General features: G+C 49.6%; 22 protein-coding genes. 2 read left to right on the forward strand and 20 right to left on the reverse strand.

Annotated features, from left to right (window positions below; translation table 11 throughout):
- Positions 1-26 precede the first annotated feature (26 nt).
- The 6 genes from EDM21_RS10750 to EDM21_RS10775 all read right to left on the reverse strand — a co-directional run bounded on the left by EDM21_RS10750 (position 27) and on the right by EDM21_RS10775 (position 6,507).
- The gene (locus EDM21_RS10750; protein ID WP_166541941.1) at positions 27-1,226 is read right to left on the reverse strand and encodes an acetate/propionate family kinase; all 1,200 of its coding nucleotides are present in this window, start codon (positions 1,224-1,226) and stop codon (positions 27-29) included.
- Positions 1,223-2,095 (reverse strand): 3-hydroxyacyl-CoA dehydrogenase family protein, encoded by an 873-nt coding sequence (locus tag EDM21_RS10755; RefSeq protein WP_157335417.1) that lies wholly within the window; start codon positions 2,093-2,095, stop codon positions 1,223-1,225. Before EDM21_RS10755 ends, EDM21_RS10750 begins: the two co-directional genes overlap by 4 nt.
- Before the next feature lie 402 nt (positions 2,096-2,497).
- Positions 2,498-4,018, reverse strand: a complete 1,521-nt coding sequence (locus EDM21_RS10760; RefSeq protein ID WP_157335419.1) for an AAA family ATPase — start codon at positions 4,016-4,018, stop codon at positions 2,498-2,500.
- Entirely contained in the window at positions 4,015-4,542 is a 528-nt protein-coding gene (locus EDM21_RS10765; protein WP_157335421.1) for a hypothetical protein, read from the reverse strand. The genes EDM21_RS10760 and EDM21_RS10765 overlap by 4 nt, the downstream gene beginning before the upstream one ends.
- 131 nt (positions 4,543-4,673) lie before the next feature.
- Positions 4,674-5,177, reverse strand: a complete 504-nt coding sequence (locus tag EDM21_RS10770) for a cell wall elongation regulator TseB-like domain-containing protein (protein WP_166541942.1) — start codon at positions 5,175-5,177, stop codon at positions 4,674-4,676.
- A 31-nt stretch (positions 5,178-5,208) separates the two neighbouring features.
- Positions 5,209-6,507, reverse strand: a complete 1,299-nt coding sequence (locus tag EDM21_RS10775; RefSeq protein ID WP_166541943.1) for an amidohydrolase family protein — start codon at positions 6,505-6,507, stop codon at positions 5,209-5,211.
- A gap of 241 nt (positions 6,508-6,748) precedes the next feature.
- Here EDM21_RS10775 and EDM21_RS10780 point away from each other — a divergent pair, with 241 nt between their 5' ends.
- Positions 6,749-7,378: a DUF47 domain-containing protein gene (locus EDM21_RS10780; protein WP_157335423.1), complete on the forward strand. Its 630-nt coding sequence runs from the start codon at positions 6,749-6,751 to the stop codon at positions 7,376-7,378.
- A gap of 36 nt (positions 7,379-7,414) precedes the next feature.
- Entirely contained in the window at positions 7,415-8,428 is a 1,014-nt protein-coding gene (locus EDM21_RS10785; RefSeq protein WP_157335425.1) for an inorganic phosphate transporter, read from the forward strand.
- A gap of 82 nt (positions 8,429-8,510) precedes the next feature.
- On the opposite strand, the gene EDM21_RS10790 is transcribed toward EDM21_RS10785, so the two are convergent.
- The 14 genes from EDM21_RS10790 to EDM21_RS10855 all read right to left on the reverse strand — a co-directional run bounded on the left by EDM21_RS10790 (position 8,511) and on the right by EDM21_RS10855 (position 22,112).
- Positions 8,511-9,158: a redox-sensing transcriptional repressor Rex gene (locus EDM21_RS10790; protein WP_157335427.1), complete on the reverse strand. Its 648-nt coding sequence runs from the start codon at positions 9,156-9,158 to the stop codon at positions 8,511-8,513.
- Entirely contained in the window at positions 9,145-12,075 is a 2,931-nt protein-coding gene (dinG, locus tag EDM21_RS10795) for an ATP-dependent DNA helicase DinG (RefSeq protein ID WP_268893072.1), read from the reverse strand. The genes EDM21_RS10790 and dinG overlap by 14 nt, the downstream gene beginning before the upstream one ends.
- A gap of 55 nt (positions 12,076-12,130) precedes the next feature.
- Positions 12,131-12,748, reverse strand: a complete 618-nt coding sequence (locus EDM21_RS10800; RefSeq protein WP_157335431.1) for a tetratricopeptide repeat protein — start codon at positions 12,746-12,748, stop codon at positions 12,131-12,133.
- 78 nt (positions 12,749-12,826) lie between these two features.
- The gene (gene panD / locus EDM21_RS10805; RefSeq protein WP_157335433.1) at positions 12,827-13,210 is read right to left on the reverse strand and encodes an aspartate 1-decarboxylase; all 384 of its coding nucleotides are present in this window, start codon (positions 13,208-13,210) and stop codon (positions 12,827-12,829) included.
- 6 nt (positions 13,211-13,216) lie between these two features.
- Complete coding sequence (panC, locus tag EDM21_RS10810; protein WP_157335435.1) at positions 13,217-14,107, reverse strand: pantoate--beta-alanine ligase; 891 nt, start codon at positions 14,105-14,107, stop codon at positions 13,217-13,219.
- A 33-nt stretch (positions 14,108-14,140) separates the two neighbouring features.
- A complete protein-coding gene (gene panB / locus EDM21_RS10815; protein WP_157335732.1) occupies positions 14,141-15,001 on the reverse strand; it encodes a 3-methyl-2-oxobutanoate hydroxymethyltransferase in 861 nt (286 codons plus the stop codon).
- Between the two features lie 301 nt (positions 15,002-15,302).
- Complete coding sequence (locus EDM21_RS10820; protein WP_157335437.1) at positions 15,303-16,277, reverse strand: biotin--[acetyl-CoA-carboxylase] ligase; 975 nt, start codon at positions 16,275-16,277, stop codon at positions 15,303-15,305.
- Positions 16,278-16,296: 19 nt separating this feature from the next.
- Positions 16,297-17,952, reverse strand: coding sequence for a CCA tRNA nucleotidyltransferase (locus tag EDM21_RS10825; protein WP_157335438.1), 1,656 nt, complete (start codon positions 17,950-17,952; stop codon positions 16,297-16,299).
- A gap of 33 nt (positions 17,953-17,985) precedes the next feature.
- Complete coding sequence (gene bshA, locus EDM21_RS10830) at positions 17,986-19,164, reverse strand: N-acetyl-alpha-D-glucosaminyl L-malate synthase BshA (protein WP_157335440.1); 1,179 nt, start codon at positions 19,162-19,164, stop codon at positions 17,986-17,988.
- Complete coding sequence (bshB1, locus tag EDM21_RS10835) at positions 19,161-19,883, reverse strand: bacillithiol biosynthesis deacetylase BshB1 (protein WP_157335441.1); 723 nt, start codon at positions 19,881-19,883, stop codon at positions 19,161-19,163. The genes bshA and bshB1 overlap by 4 nt, the downstream gene beginning before the upstream one ends.
- Positions 19,883-20,302, reverse strand: coding sequence for a methylglyoxal synthase (mgsA, locus tag EDM21_RS10840; protein ID WP_201280777.1), 420 nt, complete (start codon positions 20,300-20,302; stop codon positions 19,883-19,885). Before mgsA ends, bshB1 begins: the two co-directional genes overlap by 1 nt.
- Positions 20,303-20,368: 66 nt before the next feature.
- Positions 20,369-21,169 (reverse strand): 4-hydroxy-tetrahydrodipicolinate reductase, encoded by an 801-nt coding sequence (gene dapB, locus EDM21_RS10845; protein ID WP_157335442.1) that lies wholly within the window; start codon positions 21,167-21,169, stop codon positions 20,369-20,371.
- A 48-nt stretch (positions 21,170-21,217) separates the two neighbouring features.
- Positions 21,218-21,718 (reverse strand): tetratricopeptide repeat protein, encoded by a 501-nt coding sequence (locus EDM21_RS10850; RefSeq protein WP_157335443.1) that lies wholly within the window; start codon positions 21,716-21,718, stop codon positions 21,218-21,220.
- 55 nt (positions 21,719-21,773) lie between these two features.
- Positions 21,774-22,112, reverse strand: coding sequence for a nucleotide pyrophosphohydrolase (locus tag EDM21_RS10855; protein WP_157335444.1), 339 nt, complete (start codon positions 22,110-22,112; stop codon positions 21,774-21,776).
- Between the last annotated feature and the right edge of the window lie 38 nt (positions 22,113-22,150).

The following is a 22,150-nucleotide window of genomic DNA, read 5'->3' on the forward strand; positions in this document are numbered from 1 at the left end:
TATTCGGGACCCAAAAAGAATTCCTTCTACATCATCACCAGCTCATACGTATCACGGGCGATCATCCATTCCTCGTTCGTCGGGATAACCAGCACGTCCACTGCAGAGGAGTCCGATGAAATGCGTTTTTCGATGCCGCGTCCTGTTTCATTGCGGTGGTCATCAAGCTCCACTCCCAGATAGGTCAGCCCATCACATACGGCTTTACGCAGGATGACCGAGTTTTCGCCGACCCCCGCAGTAAAAATCAGAATATCAATCCCGTTCAAGGCGGCGGCATAGGCGCCGATATATTTACGAACCCGGTAGGCGTACATATCGAACGCAAGTTTTGCGTTCTTATCCCCTTCATCCATCGCTTCCGTAATTTCACGCATATCGCTGCTAAGACCCGAAATGGCCTGCAATCCACTGTGCTTGTTCAGCATAGAGTTGACTTCATTAAGCGTCAGATCTTCTTTTCCCATGGCAAAGGTAACCACTGCCGGGTCAAGGTCCCCGCTTCTGGTCCCCATCATCATACCTTCCAGCGGAGTGAGTCCCATGCTCGTATCAATCGACTTGCCGTTGAGAATGGCCGCACAGCTCGCTCCGTTGCCGATATGAGCGGACACGATCTTCAAGCTGTCGAGAGGTTTATTCAAGAACCTCGAAGCCCTCTCGCTCACATACTGATGGGAAGTTCCGTGAAATCCATACCGGCGCACCTTGTGCTTGCTGTACCAGATCTTCGGGATGGCATACATGTACGCTTCCGGAGGCATAGACTGGTGGAAGGCCGTGTCGAAGACAACCACTTGCGGCACATCGCCCATATTAGCCTCTACGGCATTTATGCCGAGCATATGAGCCGGATTATGAAGCGGCGCTAAATCAAACAAATGTTTGATTTTCTTTTTCACTTCTTCTGTCACAAGCACAGAGGTTGAAAAAAATTCGCCCCCGTGTACGACACGGTGTCCTACGGCATCGATTTCTTTAATCGAGTGAAGAACTCCGAACTCCCTATGAACAAGCATATCAAGCACTTTCTTAATCGCAGTCGTGTGCTCCAGAATTTCGCTTACTTCCCGGACTTCGCTTTTACCTTCGGGTTCGTGAGTCAGTATGGCGGAGTCCAGTCCAATTCGCTCTACACGGCCTTTAGCCAAGACCGATTCATCGTTCATATTGTATAACTGATATTTAACAGAAGAACTTCCTGCATTGATTACGAGTACATTCACATTCGGTCACCGTCCTTATCGTAGCGGAAAAACCCTTCCCCTGTTTTCACTCCAAGATGTCCGGCATGCACCATCTGCTTCAAAAGGAACGAAGGGCGGTATTTGACATCGCCGAATTCCCTGAACATGCGGTCCAGAGCGGCCAATACCGAATCCAGTCCGAAGCGGTCGGCCATTTCCAGCGGTCCATAGTGGAATTCATAACCTTTTCGCATAGCCAGATCAATGTCTTCAGCTGAAGCAACTCTCTCTGCCAAAGTATGAACCGCTTCATTAATTAACAAACATATGAGGCGGGAAGTAACGAATCCGGGGGACTCGTATACTTTGATAGATGTTTTCTGAATAACGTTTTCAACAAAATTGCGTGTCAGTTTATACGTGTCCTCCGATGTTTTGAGGCCCCGGATAATTTCCGCCAAATCTATCTTTGCAACCGGATGAATAAAATGAAGCCCAATTACCCGTTCCGGATTCTTGGTCGCTGATCCCAGCTCAGTCAGACTGAGCGTTGACGTATTCGAAGCCAAAATCAACTCTTTGGGACAAATTTCGTCAAGTTTGTGGAATAATTTTTTCTTAAGTTCCAGATCTTCCGAAATCGTTTCGATGACCATGTCGCATGATGCCGACTCTTTGAGGTCAATCGTTTTATGTATACGGGAAAGAATCAGTTTCTTCTCCGAAGCCGTAATGGCCCATTTTTCCATTTGCTTGTCCAGGCTCAACTCGATCATCGCCCAGGAATTTTCCATTTTTTCGATGGTATGTTCAATAAGAACGACTTCCAAGCCTTTTCCAGCCAACATTTCCGCTATCCCCTGGCCCATCGTTCCGCCGCCAATTACGCCAATTTTTTTATAATGCATCCCTAATCTCCTCTTCTCCAGTTATTCTAGGGGTGTCTTACATATTCTCTTTCTACGTTCATCTTACAATGTTTATAAGATCATTACAGTAGTATACACAAAACGTTCAAATGCATGTCTTCATATAGACATAATCTGCGTATGAAATGCGGCTGGCAAGTTTAATATTATACCCGTGAAGGCTGTAGTTAGGCAAGATCAAATTCGACAAATTTCTCTTTTTTTAGACAATATGTCGTTTATTTTCCTTAGTATACGTTTATCCTTTAACCTTTTAAATGAAACCCCTTACAGGATATACCGGGATTATCTTCATGATTGGGTTCACGGATTCATATAAAATGAAAAACCTGCCATCGCTCAAGTAGCGACAGCAGGTTATGCGGGAGGCCATTTATCTTATTACGCAAGCACAGGCTCTAGATGTCTTTTGCTTCCTTCCAGGAGTTCCCGGAATTGCTGGCCCGAGATTACTTCTTCCTTCAGAAGGATATCCAATGATTGTTCGAAAACAATCCGGTGTATGATCAGTTGTTCCTTTGTACGTTCCATGAGACCGTCGAGAATCTTGTTATTCTCATCCATCAGTACCTGCTGCGGAATCATCTTAAGATCGACGATACCAAGCGATGTCAGTCCTGAAGTTATCATCGTGCGAACCATATCAATTGATTTCTCAAAATCATTGCTAGACCCCGTACTGCGTCCGCCGTAAATGATTTCTTCGGCTGCCGCTCCGGCAAGCGCGATCATAATCTGATCTTCAATCGCCTCGCGGGAATACAGATATTGATCCTGCGGAGGGTTGTGGCGGACGTATCCGAGTGCTTTGCCGCGCGGGCGTAAAGATACTTGAGCGACCGATTCCGGACGTACCAGCTCGGCTATGATAGCATGTCCCAGTTCATGGTAAGCCACTCTGATTTTCTCTTCCTGCGTCGATTCACGGTCGGTCTGCTCTCCCATCATAACCTTGTCAATAGCGGCAAGCAGGTCCTTCTGCAGTACTTTGTCCTGCTGTCCGCGAAGCGCATAGATAGCTGCTTCATTGAGGACGCTTTCGAGCTGTGCACCCGAGAATCCGAATGTTTGCTCTGCAATTTTGCCCAAATCTACACCTTCGTCCATCGGCTTGTTGTCCGCATGAATCTTCAGAATCGACAGGCGGCCTTTCTTATCAGGCAGTTCCACATCGATATGGCGGTCAAACCGGCCCGGGCGCAGGAGGGCTGAATCCAGCATTTCCTTCCGGTTCGTTGCCGCCATTATCAGAATGCGCGGTGTCGTATTGGTATGAAGTCCATCCATTTCGGTCAGCAGCTGGTTTAAGGTCTGGTCGTACTCACGCTGCTGTCCGCCATCGCGCTTACCGCCGATTACATCAATCTCATCAATGAAAATAACCGCATTCTGCTTGTTTTCCTTCTGCGCTTTGGTCCGCGCTTCCTGAAAAAGTGTACGGATGCGGGAAGCACCGACACCGACGTACATTTCAACAAACTCACTGCCCGAAGCTGCGATAAAAATCGAATTTGTATGATGGGCAGCTGCTTTAGCCATCAGTGTTTTACCGGTTCCCGGAGGCCCGGTAAGCAGGATCCCCTTTAAGGGACGGATGCCTAATTTCTTCGTTTCTTCCTGCTTCACGAGAAAATCCAGCGCTTCCACCAGTTCTTTCTTCGCACGTTCCTGACCGCCAATCTGGTCGAAGCTCAAATAGGCGGGCTGTCGGCTGCGGTTTCGGGAACCCGAACCGGCACCGATTCCGATGCCGGATCCGCCTTTGTTTTTCATCATGAAGAATACCGCAGTAACGAGAGCGACGGCGAATAGTAGCGGAACGACATTAATTCCAATAAAGGTCAGAAAGATAAAGAAGACAGGTACCGCGCCGATCAAAATTTCTTTGATATATTTAATCATTTAAACACCCCAACTTTTTCGGGATTTCTCGGAAGAATTATATATTTATCGTGATCGTCTTTCTTCAGATGAACATAGACGTTTTTGTCGTCCATTTCGGTTTTGACCTGCAAACCTTTTCCATTGGAGTGTTTCTCAAGCGCAGCCGGTATCTCGGCATAGTGACGGGTTTCCATTGCTTGTGCCACATCGAATAGTGCGCTGGCCCACCATTTCTCAAGTTCGGGCGATTCCGCAGTATTTACCGAAAGTTTGACCTCACGGCTTCCGATCGTCGTTTCGCCTTCTTTTGTAATATGATTGTAGACTTCTCTCAAACTCACGTCAGGTTTGAGGGACAGACGGATCGTGACTTCCTGATCATTATATGTGACCTGGGATTTTTCCACCCCCGGTGTTTCTTTGACAATATTACCTAACGGCTTGCCAATCGCATAAGTCTGATAAGCGAACCAGCCGCCAAAAAGAAAGAAGGCAGAGACAACGACACTTAACAGGATGGGCAAGAGACGTATTTTGCGCAAACTTACGCCCCCCCTTTCTATATCACTAGTATTTAGCAAATGCTATACAAGAAGTATATCATATCCCAGAATCAATGAGCAAAAAAAGAGCTGGAATTGTTGACAAATTAACGAATTGACAAAAGCTCAGCCTATTGAAGGCTGAGCTTGAAAGTGTCAATATAACTGCCGGTTCTGAAATTGTAATAATCATAGTAATGCCGGTCATTCTCGTCTTTATAGAAAACTTCCCAAACGTATTCGTTTTTATATTCTCCTGCGTTGACACGCATAATATCAAGCTTAGGGTTCTTCTGCAGCAGGGCGCTGGTAATCGCTTCTTCCGTCACGGCTCCATCCGTCATTTCCACATGAAGTTCTTGAGCGGCCGGCTCCGACTTGTCTTCCTTTATAGGAACCCATACGACCATGCCGCTGCCTTGTTTGTCTTTTCCATAGATAATCTGGTAAGAACGTGAACCGTGGAAAGCCTCTACTCTCTCTGCCTGACCCAAGTTAGTACTGGCCAGTGCAGTCTGTACGGCTTTGGTGTTCGTCTGCCAATAGTCGGTCTGGACACTGACATAAAACCGGTTCACCAGAAAGCCTGTTGTCAGAAGAACAAACAAGCCGATCCATATCCCTTTCCTCAGCACTTCATCCCTTCCTTTCTATTGCGCAGCAAGATCAGCCTTTGGTCAGTCGGGTGAAGGTGTCTTCAAACTCACGCTTGATTTTCTCCTCATCCAGCGTCAGGCATTCCCGGCCCCGGACAATACATTGTCCGTCCACATATACGTCTACAACATCATGAGCGGATGCGGAGTATACAATATGGGAAACATAGTCTGTACGAGGGAGCAAATGCGGCTGGTCCAGATCCAGTGCGATAAAATCAGCTTTCATCCCGGCTTCGAGCGTTCCGATATCGTCAAGCCAGATCGAGCTCGCTCCCATTGAAGTTCCCATGCGGAAAGCCTCGGCAGCCGGAACGGCCAGGGGATCACCGGAAACCCCTTTATGAATAAGGGCCGCCAGACGCATTTCTTCAAACATATCCAAGTTGTTATTGCTTGCGGCGCCGTCTGTACCGAGCGAGACCTGAATCCCGGCACGAAGCATCTCCGGAACTCTTGCTACACCGCTCGCCAGCTTCAAATTACTGCCCGGGTTATGGGACACCCCGACATTGTACTTTGCCAGGATTGCGATTTCTTCATCCGTCAGGTGAACGCCGTGCGCAACCAGCGTAGGCCGCGTAAAGACACCCAGCTTCTCGAGATGCTGCACGGGTCTGAGTCCGTACTGCTCCACATTGGCCTCTACTTCTCTCTTCGTTTCGGACATGTGCGTATGAATAGGCAGGTCCAGATCATGGGCAGCCTGTACGAAACGCTCGATATAGTCCGGCGGACAAGTGTAAGGGGCGTGAGGGGCCATCATGGTTGTAATTCTGCCGCCGGCTGCTCCATTCCAGTCTTTGGCGAATGCGATCGCTTCCTTCAGCTTGAACTCCTGGATATCTTCGGGACACAGTCCGATGACACCACGGGTCAGGCAGGCTCTCATCCCGGAAACGGATACCGCCTGCGCGACTTCATTCATATGATCATACATGTCGACAAATGTCGTCGTTCCGCCTTTGATCATTTCAAGAATGGCGAGGAGCGTTCCGCTGCGCACACCAGCAGGTCCGAATTTCGCCTCCATCGGCCACATCTTCTCTTCGAGCCACACCTGGAGGGCTAGGTCGTCCCCATATCCGCGAAGAAGAGTCATCGCTGCATGTCCATGAGTATTTACGAGGCCCGGCATGTATAATTTACGCTCGCCACGGATAATTTCGTCATAATTCTCAAGAGGTTCCGGAATTTCTTTTCCTATATATGTAAGTCGATTTCCTTCGATTACCATACAGCCTTCCAAAACGTTCTCTTCGGTCCTTCCGGTAACGAAAGTCCCGTTAATAATAATTGTTTTTTTCACAAAGTATCCTCATTTCCGTTTAAACTGCCGAAATAGGCAGTTATTCTTATGTTTTCAATGTACAACGTCACCTATCTAAAATCAAGCAGGGCCCCAGGTTCGAAAATTCGACTACTCAGTCATTGATTTCTGGGGAAATATTATGATATTTTTAAGTTTGTGAGTTTAAGCTACAATTTTCTACACACATTATACTTAACTTCACGGAATCTTTACATTTGAAATTATAGGAGGAACCGTAATGGCATCGCTTTTTAGCAGTAGAAAAGGAGAGGTCGATTTTTTAAACCTGCTCATCCGAGCGGCAGAAAATACACTCCATGCATCCCAGATGTTCAGAAACGCGATGATGGGAGACAAGATTCCGGCAGACTTTTTTCAGTCGATCAAAGAAATTGAAAGTAAAGGTGATCAAATCACCCATGAAATCTTTAAAGAACTGAATAAAGTGTTCATCACTCCGATCGATCGTGAAGATATTATGGAGCTTGCATCCAAGCTCGATGACGTTCTCGATGGAATCGAAGCGACTGCCGCTCGTTTCGATTACCTCAATATCGGACAAACCGATATAGTTATGCAGGAATTCTCCGCTGTCATTGTATCCAGCTGTCAACATATGCTGGATGCCTTTAAATTGCTTTCCAAGAAAAAATACATGCAGATTCCCCAACATACACTTGAAATCAATTCGCTTGAGAATGAAGCGGACCGTCTGATGCGTGAAGGAATCCGGGAAATTTTCTTGAAAAAGAGCGATCCTTACGAAGATTTCAAGCTCAAAGAACTATATGAACGTCTTGAAGAAACCACCGATGCTTGTGAAGACGTCGCCAACATTTTGGAAAGCGTCGTGCTGCGCTACTCGTAAGCCCAGCCCCCGTAAACGCTTAGGAGGATTTTTTTCATGACCACTTCAGTAATCATTACACTGATTGCAATTGTATTTCTAGCACTTGCATTCGACTTTATTAACGGCTTTCATGACACGGCCAATGCTGTGGCAACGTCCATTTCGACCCGTGCACTAAGCCCGAGGACGGCCATCATTATGGCGGCAATCCTTAACTTTGTCGGAGCAGTTCTGTCAACCGGCGTAGCCAAAACCATCGGCAGCGGAATCGCTGAACCGAACGACCTCCCACACGGAGAGTATATGGTTATAGCGGCCTTATTGTCTGCGATATTCTGGAATCTGCTTACATGGTATTATGCCATCCCGTCCTCTTCCTCCCATACGCTGATCGGATCGTTGATCGGAGCTGTTATGGCGGGTGCTGGTATCGAAGCTCTGAAATGGGGAGGAATCGGCAAAATCGTCCTTATTCTGATTTTGTCGCCCATTGCAGCCTTTGTTGCCGGTTTCCTGATCATGCTGTTAATCAAGTATATTGTCATCTGGACAGGCAATAAATCGCGTTCCAAGCTAAACCGGGTCTTCAAATTTTTCCAGATCATCTCGGCTGCACTCCTGTCTTTCTCTCATGGAGGCAACGATGCCCAGAAAGCAATGGGAATTATCGTGTTCGGTCTGGTAGCAGCAGATGTACATACAGGCACGGACGTTCCTTTATGGGTAAAAATCGCCGCGGCTACCGCAATGGGACTTGGCACCTCTATCGGCGGTTATAAGATTATCAAAACCGTCAGCAGAAACCTGACCAAAATCGAGCCGATTAACGGATTTGCTTCTGATTTGACCTCTTCAATCGTAATCCAGTCATCTACTTTAATGGGGATGCCTCTTTCGACGACACATGTCATTTCATCCTCCATTATCGGAACAGGCTCGGTGCTTCGTTTTCACGAAGTGAAATGGGGAACCGTTACGAAGATGCTGATCACCTGGGTCATTACGATTCCAATCAGTGTCGTATTGTCCTACCTGATCTATACCGTGATGTTTAAGTTATTTCTATAAGAAACAAGCAGCTCGTGCTGCAAAAAACCGCCGTATAGCCCCGAAGAAGGGCTGTACGGCGGTTTTTTGTATGCATCCTGCGTTAATGTTCTTCCTGCGCTTCCGAATCGTCCGCCAGGTAATAGGCGAGGCTCTGAAGCTCTGCTGTAAAATCCGCATGATGCACACGAATTTCTGGCGGGACTTTCAGAATGGAGGGAGCAAAGTTTAGAATCGCTTCGATTCCCGCTTTAACGAATTCATTGGCTACATTCTGAGCTTCCGCAGCCGGTACGGTAATAATCCCGATGCGGATCTTCATTGCGCGGATAGTCTCGGCCAGATGTTCCATAGGCTGGACGTTCATATTGTTAATCGTCTGATTTATTTTGTCGGCCGAAACATCAAAGATAGCGACGATTTTCATCTGATCGCGTAGATAGATATTGTAATTGCACAACGCTCTGCCTAAATTACCTGCTCCGACAAGGGCAACCGGAAGCTGCCTGTCCAGCTTAAGAATTTGACGGATTTTCTCAATTAAATAATTGACGTCATAGCCGATTCCCTTCTTGCCGAACTCCCCGAAATAGGCCAAATCTTTGCGGATCTGTGCGGGGTTCAGGTTTAGTTTCTGTCCCAAATCCTGTGAAGAAACGGTGAGTACGTTCTTCATAGCGAGTTCATTTAGAAACCGCAGGTAAATCGGCAGCCGTTTAACGACTGCCTCGGATATTTTAATTGACTTCAACCGTGTTCTCTCCCATCCATTCCTGAATTCGCGGTACTATAGCCTCAACCGGCATATGCTCGATTTTGGGTCCCGGCAGTGAATAGAGGAAATGTTTGCCGTATTGTGTTTCGATGACACGGGTATCGTAAATAAGAACAATTCCTTTATCGGATGAGCGGCGGACAAGTCGTCCGAACCCCTGTTTAAAGCGAATAACCGCCTGTGGTACCGACAGCTTCATGAACGGATTCTGATTGAGTCTCTTCAAATTCTCGCTCTTCGCTTCAACAAGGGGATGGTTCGGCGGCTGGAAAGGCAGCCGGACAATAGCCAGGCAGGTTAAAGCGTCTCCCGGTATATCGACACCCTCCCAGAACGAATTCGTTCCTAGCAATACGCAGGCTCCGTGGTCCTGGAACAAACGCGTCAGCTTGCTCCGATTGCCGCTGTCCACCCCTTGTCCGAGCACATGAATGCCATGAGGCTTCAAATTGCTCTTGAGGACGGCATGGGCTTGCTTCAGCATACGGTTAGACGTGAACAGGATCAGCATCCGACCTTTGGTCGCTATCGCGACTTCCGTCAAGGAGTCTGTCAGAGCCTGCAGGAACTCCTCCTCGCCGCTTCGGCCCTTGATTACAGGAAACCCTCTGGGAATACAGACGAGCGCCTGCTGACGGTATTGAAACGGCGAAGGCAGCAGAACGGTGCGCAGCTTAGCCTTGCCTGACTCTTCATTCGGCTCGGCAGGCTGTTTCAGACCAAACTGATCCAGCGAGTACTGGAATGACTTATTAACCGACAAGGTCGCAGAGGTCATAATGACACTGTCTTTATTCTCGAAAAAATGTTCCCGGATCAGCGGACTTACATCCATCGGAACGCTGATGAGACTGATGGATCGGCTCTTACTGTAAGTTCCCGCTTCTATCCAGTAAACGAACTGGTCGTCCGACTGTTTCATAAAGAAACGTAAAGTTTCTTTAATATTCTGAAGTTCTTTGCCGACGCCGCTGAGATCCGTAACAAAGCTCTGGAGATCGTATTCCTCCTGAACTTCCTTCATATCCTGGACCATCGAATCGATCGATTTATGAACCTCTTGCAGATGGAGGTACAAATTATCTTCCAGCGCCATCAGGTCCTTCCAGTTGGAAGGCAGCGAATCTTTCTTGAGACGCATAACGAGCTGCCCGGGGTCGATTTGTCCCGGCTCCGCATTCGTCTGCAAAAGTTCATATAACCTCTCGCATAAGAAGTCCCATTCTTCCTTAATCGTGATCAGCTTGGGATACAGATGATCGATCCCGCTCATCCAGGTGGCTGCCCGGTAATCATCGTTATATCGCTGCAGCTTGGTGCGGAGCATTGGAAGCTGTCCGTTCTTGCTGTCCTTGAATAAGAACAGCAGCCAGTTCGTCAGCCCAAGGTGATGCAGATCTTTACCGAGATGCTTGCTGGCGACCTCTTCAAAATGGTGAGCCTCATCCAGCACGAGCCTCTTGTAGGCGGGTAGAACCCGGTTCTCCGCCTTCATGTCCGTAAACAGCAGGGAATGGTTCGTAATCACGACGTCAGAATTGTTGGCTTCATGCCGTGCACGATGGTAAAAGCATTTCTTGAACCATGGGCACTGCCGGTTCTGGCACGATTCGGCATCACTGGAAACCGTGTGCCAGAATGCCGCTCCCTTGTTGCCGAAGTGCAGCTCTTCCTCATCGCCTGTTTTGGTCTCGCTTAGCCATACCACCATCTGAGCGGCGGTAATGGCGTCTTCTTTGCCCGGATCAAAATCCATTGTATTGATCTGGTTCTCAAACTTGCGTAAGCACAGATAATGACTGCGGCCTTTCAAGACGGAGGCACGGAAACCGATCGGAAAAATATCGTGCAGCAGCGGAACGTCCCGTTCCCGAAGCTGTTCCTGTAAATTAATAGTATGAGTACTGACAACCACTTTCTCGTCATTCTTAATCCCGTAGTACAGGGAAGGAATTAAATATCCCAGCGATTTACCTGTGCCGGTACCGGCCTCAATCATTAAATGCCGGTCTTCCTCAAAGGCGGATTCTATTTCGTGAATCATCATTTCCTGGGCTTCGCGGCTTTCAAAATGCTCGAATTTCTTCTGCAGAGCGGTTTTGACCTCTTCATACACTTCATCAAAATCCGGACTTAGCTCCAGAACGTCGCTCTCATCACGTACAGGAGGCTCATCTCCCCAATCCTCCACGTTCAAAGCAAACTGCCGGAAGTATTGGTGGGCATCTTGGTCCAGCGGTGTCTGATGCTCTTTGTAACGCGCGGTTTCTGAAAGAAACCAGCCCAGATCACTGTTCTCCGCCGGAAGCAGATGCGCCAGCCTTTGTACCGTTAAGAGCGGCAAAGAAAATAGCCTGTTAACACTCCGGATCCAAATTTCCGCTGTTACATCGGCATCGCTGTCCGCCTGGTGAGGACGCTCATGTGCGATCCCGAAAGCCCCTGCCACCATTCCAAGCTGATAAGTCGGCAGGGAAGGATACATAATCCGGAGCATATCGATCGTGTCCAGCACCCGGCCGCTGAAGTCAGGATAGCCTGTTTTGCGAAGCGCACGCTGAAGAAAACCCAAATCGAAGGCAGCATGATGAGCGACCAGCACACAATCGAATAAGAAGGGATACATTTCACCCATAATCTCATCCAGCTTCGGTGCATGTTTCACCATTTCATCGGTAATGCCTGTTAGTTCCGTAATCGAAGAAGGTATACTAACCCCTGGATTTACCAGGGAAGTATACCTGTCGGTTACTTCCATATCATCTATAATAACCAGCCCTACTTGTATCAGTTCATCTGCAGGACCGGTTCCTGTCGTTTCAAAATCCAAAACAGCAAATTTCATAAGTTCAAGCCTTCTCCCTTTCCCAGCTTCTCTCTTATCATACCACAATTGAGCGGTCGGAGGGAAAACGATCTTTTATCTCCTTATGAAGCCCCCGGCAGCCCTAATCATCTGTAGCGGATAAAAGTTCAAGACATTCCGGATCGGCATGATAGGCTTTCTTAAAATATTCCAGCGCCTGTTCCAGATTGCGGTTCTGAAACTGGATGCAGCCCATAGCATTGTAAGACAAAGCCTTCATCTGAGCATTCTCGGTCAAATCCACAAGCAGACTAAAGTGCCGGGCCGATTCCGCTGTGTTCCCTTTGCGCAAATAGCCCATGGCCAGATAAGCCCGCGCAAGAAGAAAATCAGGCTCACGGTTAACAAGCATCTCGAACTCATGAATAGCCTGATCATACATGAGCAGCTTGTAATAGCCCTGGCCGCGGATAAACTCCTGCGCCGATTTCCCTTCAACCGGGACGGGTTCTTTTGCAGGAGCAGAAACCGGATGTTCCAGAGGCGCCGGCGGTTCCGGTTGCGGTTCATCCGGAAATACCAGCGTCAGTCCCAGTTTTTCTTCAAACAATAGCCACTGCTCAATGCAGTCATCGCTTATCGCTTTGAGAGCCTGCAGCTCTTGCTGGAGCTCGGCCCTCAAAGCGCCCGAGGCACTCGGCAGCTGCCGGAGAATATCATCCAGAACGTCATTCATTGTGGCGAATAAGTGTTTGAACAATGCACATCCCACCTTCGGCTTTGCTGTCGTACACTCATTCTGCGTTGCCGAAGGTCTTTTCATGCAAGGTACCAGCCGTTACAGAACGGTTGAATGCATTTCCTCTTTTAACAGTTCAGCAATCTTATTGTTCGGACCCATAATGGCCACGGCCGGTTTATGGCGGCGTGCTTCTTCTTCAGTCATCATGGCATAAGAGACAATAATAACGGTATCCCCCGTCTGTACAAGACGGGCTGCAGCTCCATTGAGACAAATCACGCCAGAGCCGCGGGGTCCCGGAATAATGTAGGTTTCCAGGCGGGCACCGTTATTGTTGTTCACAATCTGGACCTTCTCATTCGGGAGCATGTCGACGGCATCCAGCAGGTCTTCATCAATCGTAATGCTTCCAATATAATTTAAATTCGCTTCCGTCACGGTAGCGCGGTGCAGTTTAGCTTTCATCATAGTTCTGAACATGACAGATCACTTCCCCAAAGATAAGATAAGGTTATCAATCAAACGAGTCGAGCCGAATTTGACGGCCAGAGCTGCGATTAGCGTAACGGTTTCGCCTGAAGAGACTGTATCGATTTTGTCCAGCTGCGGATAGGTCAGCACTTCGACATAGTCGATTTCAGCCAATGAAGAATGGGCTGTAATAAAGTCCTGAATCATTTTCCGGAGATCTTCTACAGCGAAAGAAGGATGTTCCATCACCCAGGTCTTGGCAAGATTCAAAGAGCGGCTGAGCACAAGAGCTTGTTCACGCTCCTCAGGGGATAAGAATACATTGCGGGAGCTGAGGGCAAGTCCGTCCTCCTCACGCAGGATAGGGCAGGCTACAATGTCTACAGGCATGTTCAGGTCATTCACCATCTGGCTGATGACAGCGACCTGCTGAGCGTCCTTCAAGCCGAAGAAAGCTTTGTCCGGCTGCACAATGTTCAGCAGCTTGGCGACAACGGTGGTCACGCCGTCAAAATGCACGGGCCGCGAAGCTCCGCAAAGCACTGAAGTTATCTCCGAAACGGATACTTTCGTGCGGCTGGATCGGGAACCCGGATACATTTCTTCCACCTGCGGCAAAAAGACAAAGTCCACACCCGCCGCTTCCGCCACCTTCAAATCGCGCTCCGTGTCCCGCGGGTAACGGTCGAGATCTTCATTAGGCCCGAATTGCAAGGGATTAACGAAAATGCTTAATACGACGATTTCTGAAGCTTCACGGGCAGCGTTCAACAGGCTGACATGTCCCTCATGAAGGTAGCCCATCGTCGGTACCAGACCGACGGGAGCTTTCAGTCCCGTTCCCAGGTTTGCTCTCTTCTCTTCCAGCTTGCTCCTGAGCAGAGCGATGCTTTGAATAACTTCCAACGTAATTCTCTCCTTTAGACCTTGCGTCTGCCTTTATTTCAATGTCGACCCGTACAAATATTGTAGAACCTCATTATCGCCCTTAAACCCGTGCGACTCCGAAGGGAATTTACGGCTTTTCACATCATTCACATAGTCTCCGAACCCATCCCGAATGGCCCGCCCTACCTCAGCATATACCTTAACGAATTTCTTGCGGCGGTCATCCGGGTCATAGGCCAGCATATCATGGAAGACAAGCACCTGTCCGTCACAGGAAGCGCCTGCACCAATCCCAATCGTAGGAATCGACAACTGATTCGTGATCCATTCCGCGAGCTCTTCCGTAATCAACTCAAGAACGACCGCAATTGCACCCGCTTCCTGCAATGCTTTGGCGTCTTTGAGCATCTTCCTAGCCTGTTCCGAATTTTTACCTTGTACGCGGTAGCCCCCGATCACATGGACAGACTGGGGAGTAAGACCCAGATGCCCTATGACCGGAACGCCAGCCAGTGTCAGCGCTTTGACGGCTGGAGCGAGTTCTTCCCCGCCTTCAAGTTTGATACCCTTAGCCAGTCCTTCGCGCATGATACGTCCAGCATTATGAAGCGTATGATCCAAACTGCCATGGTAAGTCATAAACGGCATATCCGCTATAACAAAAGCTGATTTGACCGCGCGTGTTACCATTTTCGTATGATAGATGATTTCATCGAGTGTGACGGGCAGAGTCGATTCCTGTCCCTGTATCACATTCCCTAACGAATCTCCGACCAGAATCATATCCACACCTGCTTCGTCCGCCAACCGGGCGGATAAAAAGTCGTATGCGGTAACCATCGCGATCGGTTCGTTACTTGCTTTCATTTTTTGCAGCTTGACCGTTGTCACCGGTTTGCGCTCTTGCGCCATATAAATCCCACGCTTTCTTGTAGTATGTGGAACAAAATAAAACCGTGCCATTCCGTCCAAGCCAGTTAAACCGGTTCTGCGCATCAAAAACCCCTTCGGCAAAATAACCGAAAGGGCGCATAGTCAAAGAATCGTCAATCGTGATCCTTCTGTCTCGGTCCTTCAGGCTCAGAGCAGAATCAGAAAACACAAACGTACTTTATGCAATTATGTGACGGGTTAACCAACGCAAGTGCAGTTCTATAAGATACCGCCTTACGGTGACAGTATACCAAATCCGGCTGCATTTGAACAGGTGGCTTTAACGGATATCCACGTCGCCGCTGTATACCCGCACCTTCTCACCATCCAATTGCCGCACGACTAGAGCTCCGCTTTCGTCCAGCGATTCCGCTCTGCCTTCGATGACGCCCTGTGCAGTCTTGACGCGGACTTGGTTGTGCAGAGTAACACTCATAGCCTCCCACATCGTGCGAATCGGGGCAAATCCGTTTTCCATATACAATTGATACAGAGTCTCCAGTTCGTTCAGAAAAGCAGCGATCAACGTTTCTCTCTTGACAGGCGTTCCTGCTTCGATGGCTAAAGAAGTGGCAACGGCAGTAAGTTCTTCCGGTATATCCTCTTCGGTTAAATTAGCTGTAATCCCAGTCCCTACAATCACATATTTAAGACGTTCATCTTCCCCGCTCATCTCCAGCAGAATGCCGCTTACTTTCTTGCCCCGCACGAGTAGATCATTGGGCCATTTGATTCCGATATCAATGCCGGTTTCACGCCGGACAGCTCTGCACAAAGCGACCGCGGTCAGAAGCGTCAGCTGAGGGACAAAATAAACGGGAACCCGGGGTTTGAGAATCAGACTCATCCAAATGCCCTTTCCTTTGGGAGAGTGCCACTTCTTCCCCATCCTGCCGCGGCCTGAGGTCTGTTCTTCTGCGATAACCAGGGTCCCCTCATTCGCCCCCTCAGCCACCAGCCTGTGCGCTTCGTTCATGGTTGACTCTACTTCGTCTAGAAGCACAATGTTCTTGCCCATAAAGGAAGTCTGCAGCGCTTCTTCAATGGCTTTCTCCTCGATGCGCTCCGGCTCCTCAATCAGGCAGTATCCTTTGCGCGTGACGGCATCGAAACGATACCCCTCCTGACGAAGCCCTTCAATGTGCTTCCAGACCGCCGTACGGCTGCACCCCAATTCACGACTGATATCTTCACCTGACAAATAAGAGCCTCGATTAAGACGAAACAGCTCCAAAATTTGCTTGCGTACCGACATGGTTTTTTCAACTCACATTCTATGCGTCAGGAAAAGCCGCTTTCAGCAGCGCTTCCCTGTTATTATTCAGTTCGCCGAGCGCAACCCGCTCCGTAAGGGAATTCAATACTTCTCCCAGCCAAGGGCCTGCTTTACGCCCCGCGGCTTCCATGAGTTCGCTTCCTCCGACAGCCAGATCTTTGACTCCGTATACCGGCATGTCCGCTATCCACCGCTCACCGTTCAAGAGATATTCCGCTGCACCTTCCTGGATGAAACAGAAGAGATCCCCCAGCTTAGCCGCCTGAGCCGCATAAGCGATTTCTTCACCGGTGAGAGCGGCAGCAGCGGCAGGCTCCGTTAGCCCGCCCATATCGCATGTATCGCGACCTGGAGCCGGTTGTACGGACAGCCCCAGTTCCGTAACATCGTTACAGCCTTCGATCATACCGGTTAAACCCGCTGAATGAACGGGAATATCCATGCGGCTCCGGGTACCCGCATGTTCGTCTAGTTCCGTTGAGGAACCTGCCGAGCGTTCCTCGCTGCCAGGCGATCCGGCGCCAGCATCGGCCGGATAAGCCGCCTCGCCGGCCCGGGCTGCCTGGCCCCCGCCCGCGGCCTCCCGCTGCACCCAAGCCAGGTGCAGCAGTCCCGCCGCGCGCAGCCAGCCGCGCACGGCCTCCGTGCCGTGACGCAGCACGGCACGCTTGAAGCGCGCCGCGCGCGCTTCCGGAGCGGCCGCATCCTCCGGCCGCTCTGCCGCTTCTGCATCGCCCCCGCGGAGCAGAAGCGCGTGTACCGCGAGGATATGCGCGATGCGCGCAATATCCTCGCCGGGGAACGTCAGAGCGCGCAGCTCCGCTCTGACAGCCTCTTGCTGCTGCGAGCCGATGAGCAGCAGCAGGACCGCCCATCTGTCCTCTTCTTCCTGAAGAGTGGACAGATGGGCAACTGCGGCGCTTGCGGTCTCATCCGCCCAAGCCGCATAAGGCAGCGCGAGCGGCGTCTTGGCATACCGCCACCAGCCGCTCGCCAGCAGCAGCCGCGCAGCGCGTGACGGGTCCGCGCCGCCGATCATGCGCTGCAGCTCCGCGCGCACCCGCTCCATCGCGATATGCTTCAGGAGCGGAATCTGTACGAGCAGCGCAGTCCATGTGGCCTCCTCAATCTGGAGGCCGTATTGCGCGGCGAAGCGGATACAGCGCAGCATGCGCAGAGCATCTTCACCGAAGCGTTCAGCCGCTTCTCCGACGCAGCGCAGCAGGCTGCCCGCCAGATCTTGCCGGCCGCCGAACGGGTCTATCAGCGTCCCGTCCGCATTCATCGCCATCGCATTGATGGTGAAATCCCTTCGTTTCAGATCTTCCTGCAAGTCATCGATATACTCGACCCCGGAAGGCCTGCGGAAGGCCTCATATTCCCCTTCCTTACGGAATGTCGTGACTTCAAAGGTGTGCTTTCCCGCAATTACCGTTACGGTTCCATGCTGCAGCCCGGTCGGCACGGTTCGCCGAAAACAAGCGATCACCTCTTCCGGAAGGGCTGAGGTCGCAATATCTATGTCTTTGATGGAGCGTCCGAGCGTCAAGTCTCTTACAAATCCGCCCACAAAATAAGCCTGATGCCCTGCTTTTTGCAGCTCGGTCAGCACTTCTCGCCCTTCGTTCATCATTTCCTGAAGGTTATCTGCCATTTATGGTTCACCCTTGCGTAACCGAAAGAGATGCTAATCAACCTCACACTGCGCTTTCTCAATCCGGTGGGATTCGGGAATCTCTCTTCCGAGAACCCGGTAATAGATTTCCTCGTATTGCATCGTGATCCGGTCATTACAGAACGTTGTGCGCGCACGGTTCAGACATGCTGCGGACATTTGTTCATAGAGCTGATCATTCGTCAAAAGTTCTCTGACATGCTCCGCCATCCGCTCCGTATCCCCGATTTCAGTCAGAAATCCGGTTTCACCGTGCGTAATAAGTTCAGGAATTCCCCCTGCCTGAGAGCCGACAGTCGGCACGCCGCAAGCCATCGCTTCCAGGGCCACCAGACCGAAGCTTTCTTTCTCAGAAGGGAGAAGCATCACATCACCCAATGAAATCAGCTGCGCAACATCATCCTGCTTGCCGCAAAACGTAACCCGGTCGGATAATCCCAGCTCTTTCACATGACTGATGACCTTGGAGAGTTCAGGACCTTCTCCCACAAATAAGAGCCGGCTTGGCACATCCTTGCTCACCCGCTCAAATACATCGACCACATCTAGAACCCTTTTAACGGGACGGAAATTTGAGATGTGGAGCAGAATTTTCTCATCATCGCGCGCAAATTCTTTACGGAGCGTCTCTACGCTTCGCGGATAATAAACCCGCTTATCTACAAAATTATATGTAAGATCGATCTCTCTGGAAATATCGAGAGTTTCCCTGGTTTCCTCGATCAGATCGTTGGAAACAGCAGTCACAGCGTCACTCTCGTTGATCGCATAACGGATCAGATCACTTATGGAATGGTCTTGTGCCAGTACTGTTATATCGGTACCATGAAGTGTAGTCACGACTTTAAGCTGAGAACCCACCATCTGTTTGGCAAGAAGCGCGCAGACTGCATGCGGAATTGCATAATGCACATGAAGCAGATCCAGGCCTTGCATTTGAGCCACCTGAGCCAGCTTACTGGCCAGGGATAAGTCATACGGGGGATACCGGAAAACATAATAATCACTGACTTCAACCTCGTGATAATAAATGTTGCGGTGGAACTTCCCCAGTCTAAACGGCATGCTGTGCGTAATGAAATGCACTTCGTGGCCTTTTTCAGCCAGTAATTTGCCAAGTTCGGTCGCCACTACACCGGAGCCCCCAAGTGTCGGGTAGCAGGTAATCCCTATTTTGAGCTTGTCCTTCATATTTCATTTCCTTTCTTGGGCAGAAAGTAATCGACGGAGTAAGGCAGTTTAGACATAAACCCTTCTGCATAGGTGTACATTCGTTTCTGGCCGAGCAGAGCATCCCTGGCCTCTACCCGCTGCAAATAATTCTGATTGATTGGTGTAGCGACGATATCTTTGCCGATTTCAGGAGCTGTGAACTGAGATTTGTAAGCTTCCAGCGCATGTATTTTGCCCGCGTACACTTCCGAAATATCCACCACAAGATCCGGATCCGCTGTATCGTTTATAAAATAAAAATAAAGACTTTCGACTTGAACCGCTTCGGTGTCCGGAAGGTATCTGCGCAATTTGGCATTAAATACCGCTTCCTGTACGATCCGTGAGCAGGCAATGTGATCCGGATGGCGGTCTTCCCAATAAGGAGCGAACACGATTCGCGGCTTACGGAGCCGAATTTCTTGCGTCACTGCATCTATCTGGTCTTTACTGGTTGCGGACAGCCCCCGGTCAGGTAACCCCAAATTGCTCCGAAGAGACACCCCGAGTACGTCGGCCGCTTTATCGGCTTCCACGAGTCTATTATCAACCGTTCCGTTCGAAGACATCTCCGAACGTGTTAAATCACACAAGCCGACGGTTATGCCGGCACGTGTATGTTTTAGAATCGTACCGGACATCCCGATTTCTGCATCATCTGCATGGGCGCCAAATACGAGAATATCGACCGTTTCCATTAAGCCTCCCCCGGCTTGTACTTGTGGACAAGCTCTCTCCAGGCAAAATCTCCCCTTTGCAAAGCCCGCACCAGCAGCTCAGCCGTCGCCACATTGGTCGCAAGAGGAATACCCATCACATCACAAAGCCGAAGAAGAGCGGTGATATCCGGCTCATGAGGCTGAGCCATCAGAGGATCGCGGAGAAAGATGATCAGATCCATTTCATTCTGTGCCACGAGAGCACCAATTTGTTGATCTCCGCCAAGCGGACCGGACATAAACCGGTGAATGACCAAGCTCGTACTGTCCATAATCCGCTGTCCGGTCGTCCCTGTTGCATAAAGCTTGTGTCCGGTAAAAGCAGATTCATAGGCAATTATGAAATTAACCATTTCATCTTTTTTCCGGTCGTGTGCGATTAGCGCAATATTCATCATTGTCGCTTCTCCCTTCCCTGCCTCCTTGAGGCTGTCTATATGTATGTCATGCAGGCAACTGTTTGTTTAATCAATAAAATGCTCAAAACCATAGATCATGCCGCTGTAGGTCATAACCTTAAGAATGGCCGTATTTACTCCAGGCATGTAAGCCGATCTTTCGTAGGAATCATGACGGATCTTCAAAGATTCGCCGTGGGCGCCCATAATCACTTCCTGCTGGGCAAAAACACCCGGCAAGCGCACACTGTGGATGCGGAAGCCGTTATAATAAGCGCCTCTTGCTCCCTCGAGTTTTTCTTCCTCATTGGGATTACCCTGTCTTATCTCTTCTCGGATCTCTGAAATCATTTCAGCGGTTTTAACTGACGTTCCCGAGGGAGCGTCCAGCTTCTGATCACCATGATACTCAATAATTTCTAAGTGTGGATAATATTTAGCCGCCTGAGCAGCGAATTTCATCATGAGAATGGCACCGATGGAGAAATTAGGCGCGATCAGACCGCCGATGTTTTTTGCCTGACACTCCGAATCCAGATCTTTAATTTCCTGAGGGGTGAAACCGGTGGTTCCGATAACCGGACGGACGCCATGGCGGATGGCCAATGACGTATTGGCTGCCGCACTCTGCGGAGCTGTAAAATCGACGAGGACATCGGCTTTGGACTCGATCAGGGCCATTTCCAGATCGTTGGACATCTTAATCCCGCATGGCGCCTGTCCGACTAATGTGCCGGCATCTACCGGTCCGGATGACCGGTCAACGGCAGCTACCAGCTTCAATTTCGGGTCGCTAAGTACCATTTTGACAACTTCACGTCCCATTCTCCCACTTGCGCCAGCTACAGCTACTTTAATTGGTTCCATTATTTATCCAATCCTTTCTATCTTAGGCAGAGTTCTTGTTCTACGAAGTTAACGCAGCCGCTTGCGGTACTGCTTCAGCATCGCCGCGGCCAGCTCATGCTGCGGATTTAACCGCAGTGCTTCCTTTACAGCCACAAGAGCAGACGAATAATCGTCTATTCCGGCGTATGCGGCTGCAAGCCCGACCTGCGCTTCCACACTAAGGGGGTCAAGCGCAGCCGCCTGCTTCAACAAAGCAACGGCAGTTTGAAACTGTTCAACCGTCTGCTGGAGGTATTTATCAGCCTCCGCTACCAGTGCTTTCGCTTTCAGCGTTGTCAAATGATACAGATAGGTCTCATTATCAGGTTCAAGTGTTGAAGCGGTCTCCGCATGCTGAAGGGCTTTAGAGATTTTGATATTTCTGGCATAAGTAAACGATAGCTTATAATGATAAGAAGCGTTATCCGGCTCCGCCTCGATGGCCTTCTCGAACCATTCGATCGCTCCTTCGAAGTCATTACTGAGAATAGACTCATACGCCTTCTGGATTTGAATTTCCCCATCCATCTTCCCACCCTCCTTCTAAACCGTATACTTCGGGGGATGGTACAGCATATGAGATCTATTCCGAATCGGTGTTCACTTTCGTCCACCTGTCGGCATCTCGTGTATTAAACTTATGCATGACTTTATGATGGGCTTCTGTTAAATCGATTCCCAGTGAATTTGCAAAGCAAATGGTAATAAACAAAATATCACCGAGCTCAAGCTCGATGGAATTATCTTCTTCGGAAGATTTTTTAGGCTTTTCTCCAAATTCGTGATTAACTTCACGCGCAAGCTCACCGACTTCCTCAGACATACGGGCAAGCATGGCGAGTGGAGAGAAATAACCTTCTTTAAATTGCGATATGTATGCGTCCACTTCCTGCTGCATGTCCTTCAGCGAACGTTCTGTCATAGCTACCCCTTCTTTCTGACACCAGACTTCAATCTAAT

Origin of the sequence: Paenibacillus lutrae, assembly GCF_009757775.1 — a bacterium.
Taxonomy (GTDB): Bacteria; Bacillota; Bacilli; order Paenibacillales; family NBRC-103111; genus Paenibacillus_F; species Paenibacillus_F lutrae.

Coding starts and splice junctions, on each gene's coding strand:
- bshA (WP_157335440.1), bottom strand. CDS start 19,164: ATGAAGGACAAGCTCAAAATAGGGATTACCTGCTACCCGACACTTGGG.
- bshB1 (WP_157335441.1), bottom strand. CDS start 19,883: ATGGAAACGGTCGATATTCTCGTATTTGGCGCCCATGCAGATGATGCA.
- EDM21_RS10855 (WP_157335444.1), bottom strand. CDS start 22,112: ATGACAGAACGTTCGCTGAAGGACATGCAGCAGGAAGTGGACGCATAC.
- mgsA (WP_201280777.1), bottom strand. CDS start 20,302: ATGATGAATATTGCGCTAATCGCACACGACCGGAAAAAAGATGAAATG.
- EDM21_RS10820 (WP_157335437.1), bottom strand. CDS start 16,277: ATGTCGGTACGCAAGCAAATTTTGGAGCTGTTTCGTCTTAATCGAGGC.
- EDM21_RS10825 (WP_157335438.1), bottom strand. CDS start 17,952: ATGGCAGATAACCTTCAGGAAATGATGAACGAAGGGCGAGAAGTGCTG.
- EDM21_RS10760 (WP_157335419.1), bottom strand. CDS start 4,018: ATGATTAAATATATCAAAGAAATTTTGATCGGCGCGGTACCTGTCTTC.
- panD (WP_157335433.1), bottom strand. CDS start 13,210: ATGTTCAGAACTATGATGAAAGCTAAACTGCACCGCGCTACCGTGACG.
- EDM21_RS10850 (WP_157335443.1), bottom strand. CDS start 21,718: ATGGATGGGGAAATTCAAATCCAGAAGGCGTATGAGTCTATTCTCAGT.
- EDM21_RS10785 (WP_157335425.1), top strand. CDS start 7,415: ATGACCACTTCAGTAATCATTACACTGATTGCAATTGTATTTCTAGCA.
- EDM21_RS10780 (WP_157335423.1), top strand. CDS start 6,749: ATGGCATCGCTTTTTAGCAGTAGAAAAGGAGAGGTCGATTTTTTAAAC.
- panB (WP_157335732.1), bottom strand. CDS start 15,001: ATGGCGCAAGAGCGCAAACCGGTGACAACGGTCAAGCTGCAAAAAATG.
- dapB (WP_157335442.1), bottom strand. CDS start 21,169: ATGGAACCAATTAAAGTAGCTGTAGCTGGCGCAAGTGGGAGAATGGGA.
- EDM21_RS10755 (WP_157335417.1), bottom strand. CDS start 2,095: ATGCATTATAAAAAAATTGGCGTAATTGGCGGCGGAACGATGGGCCAG.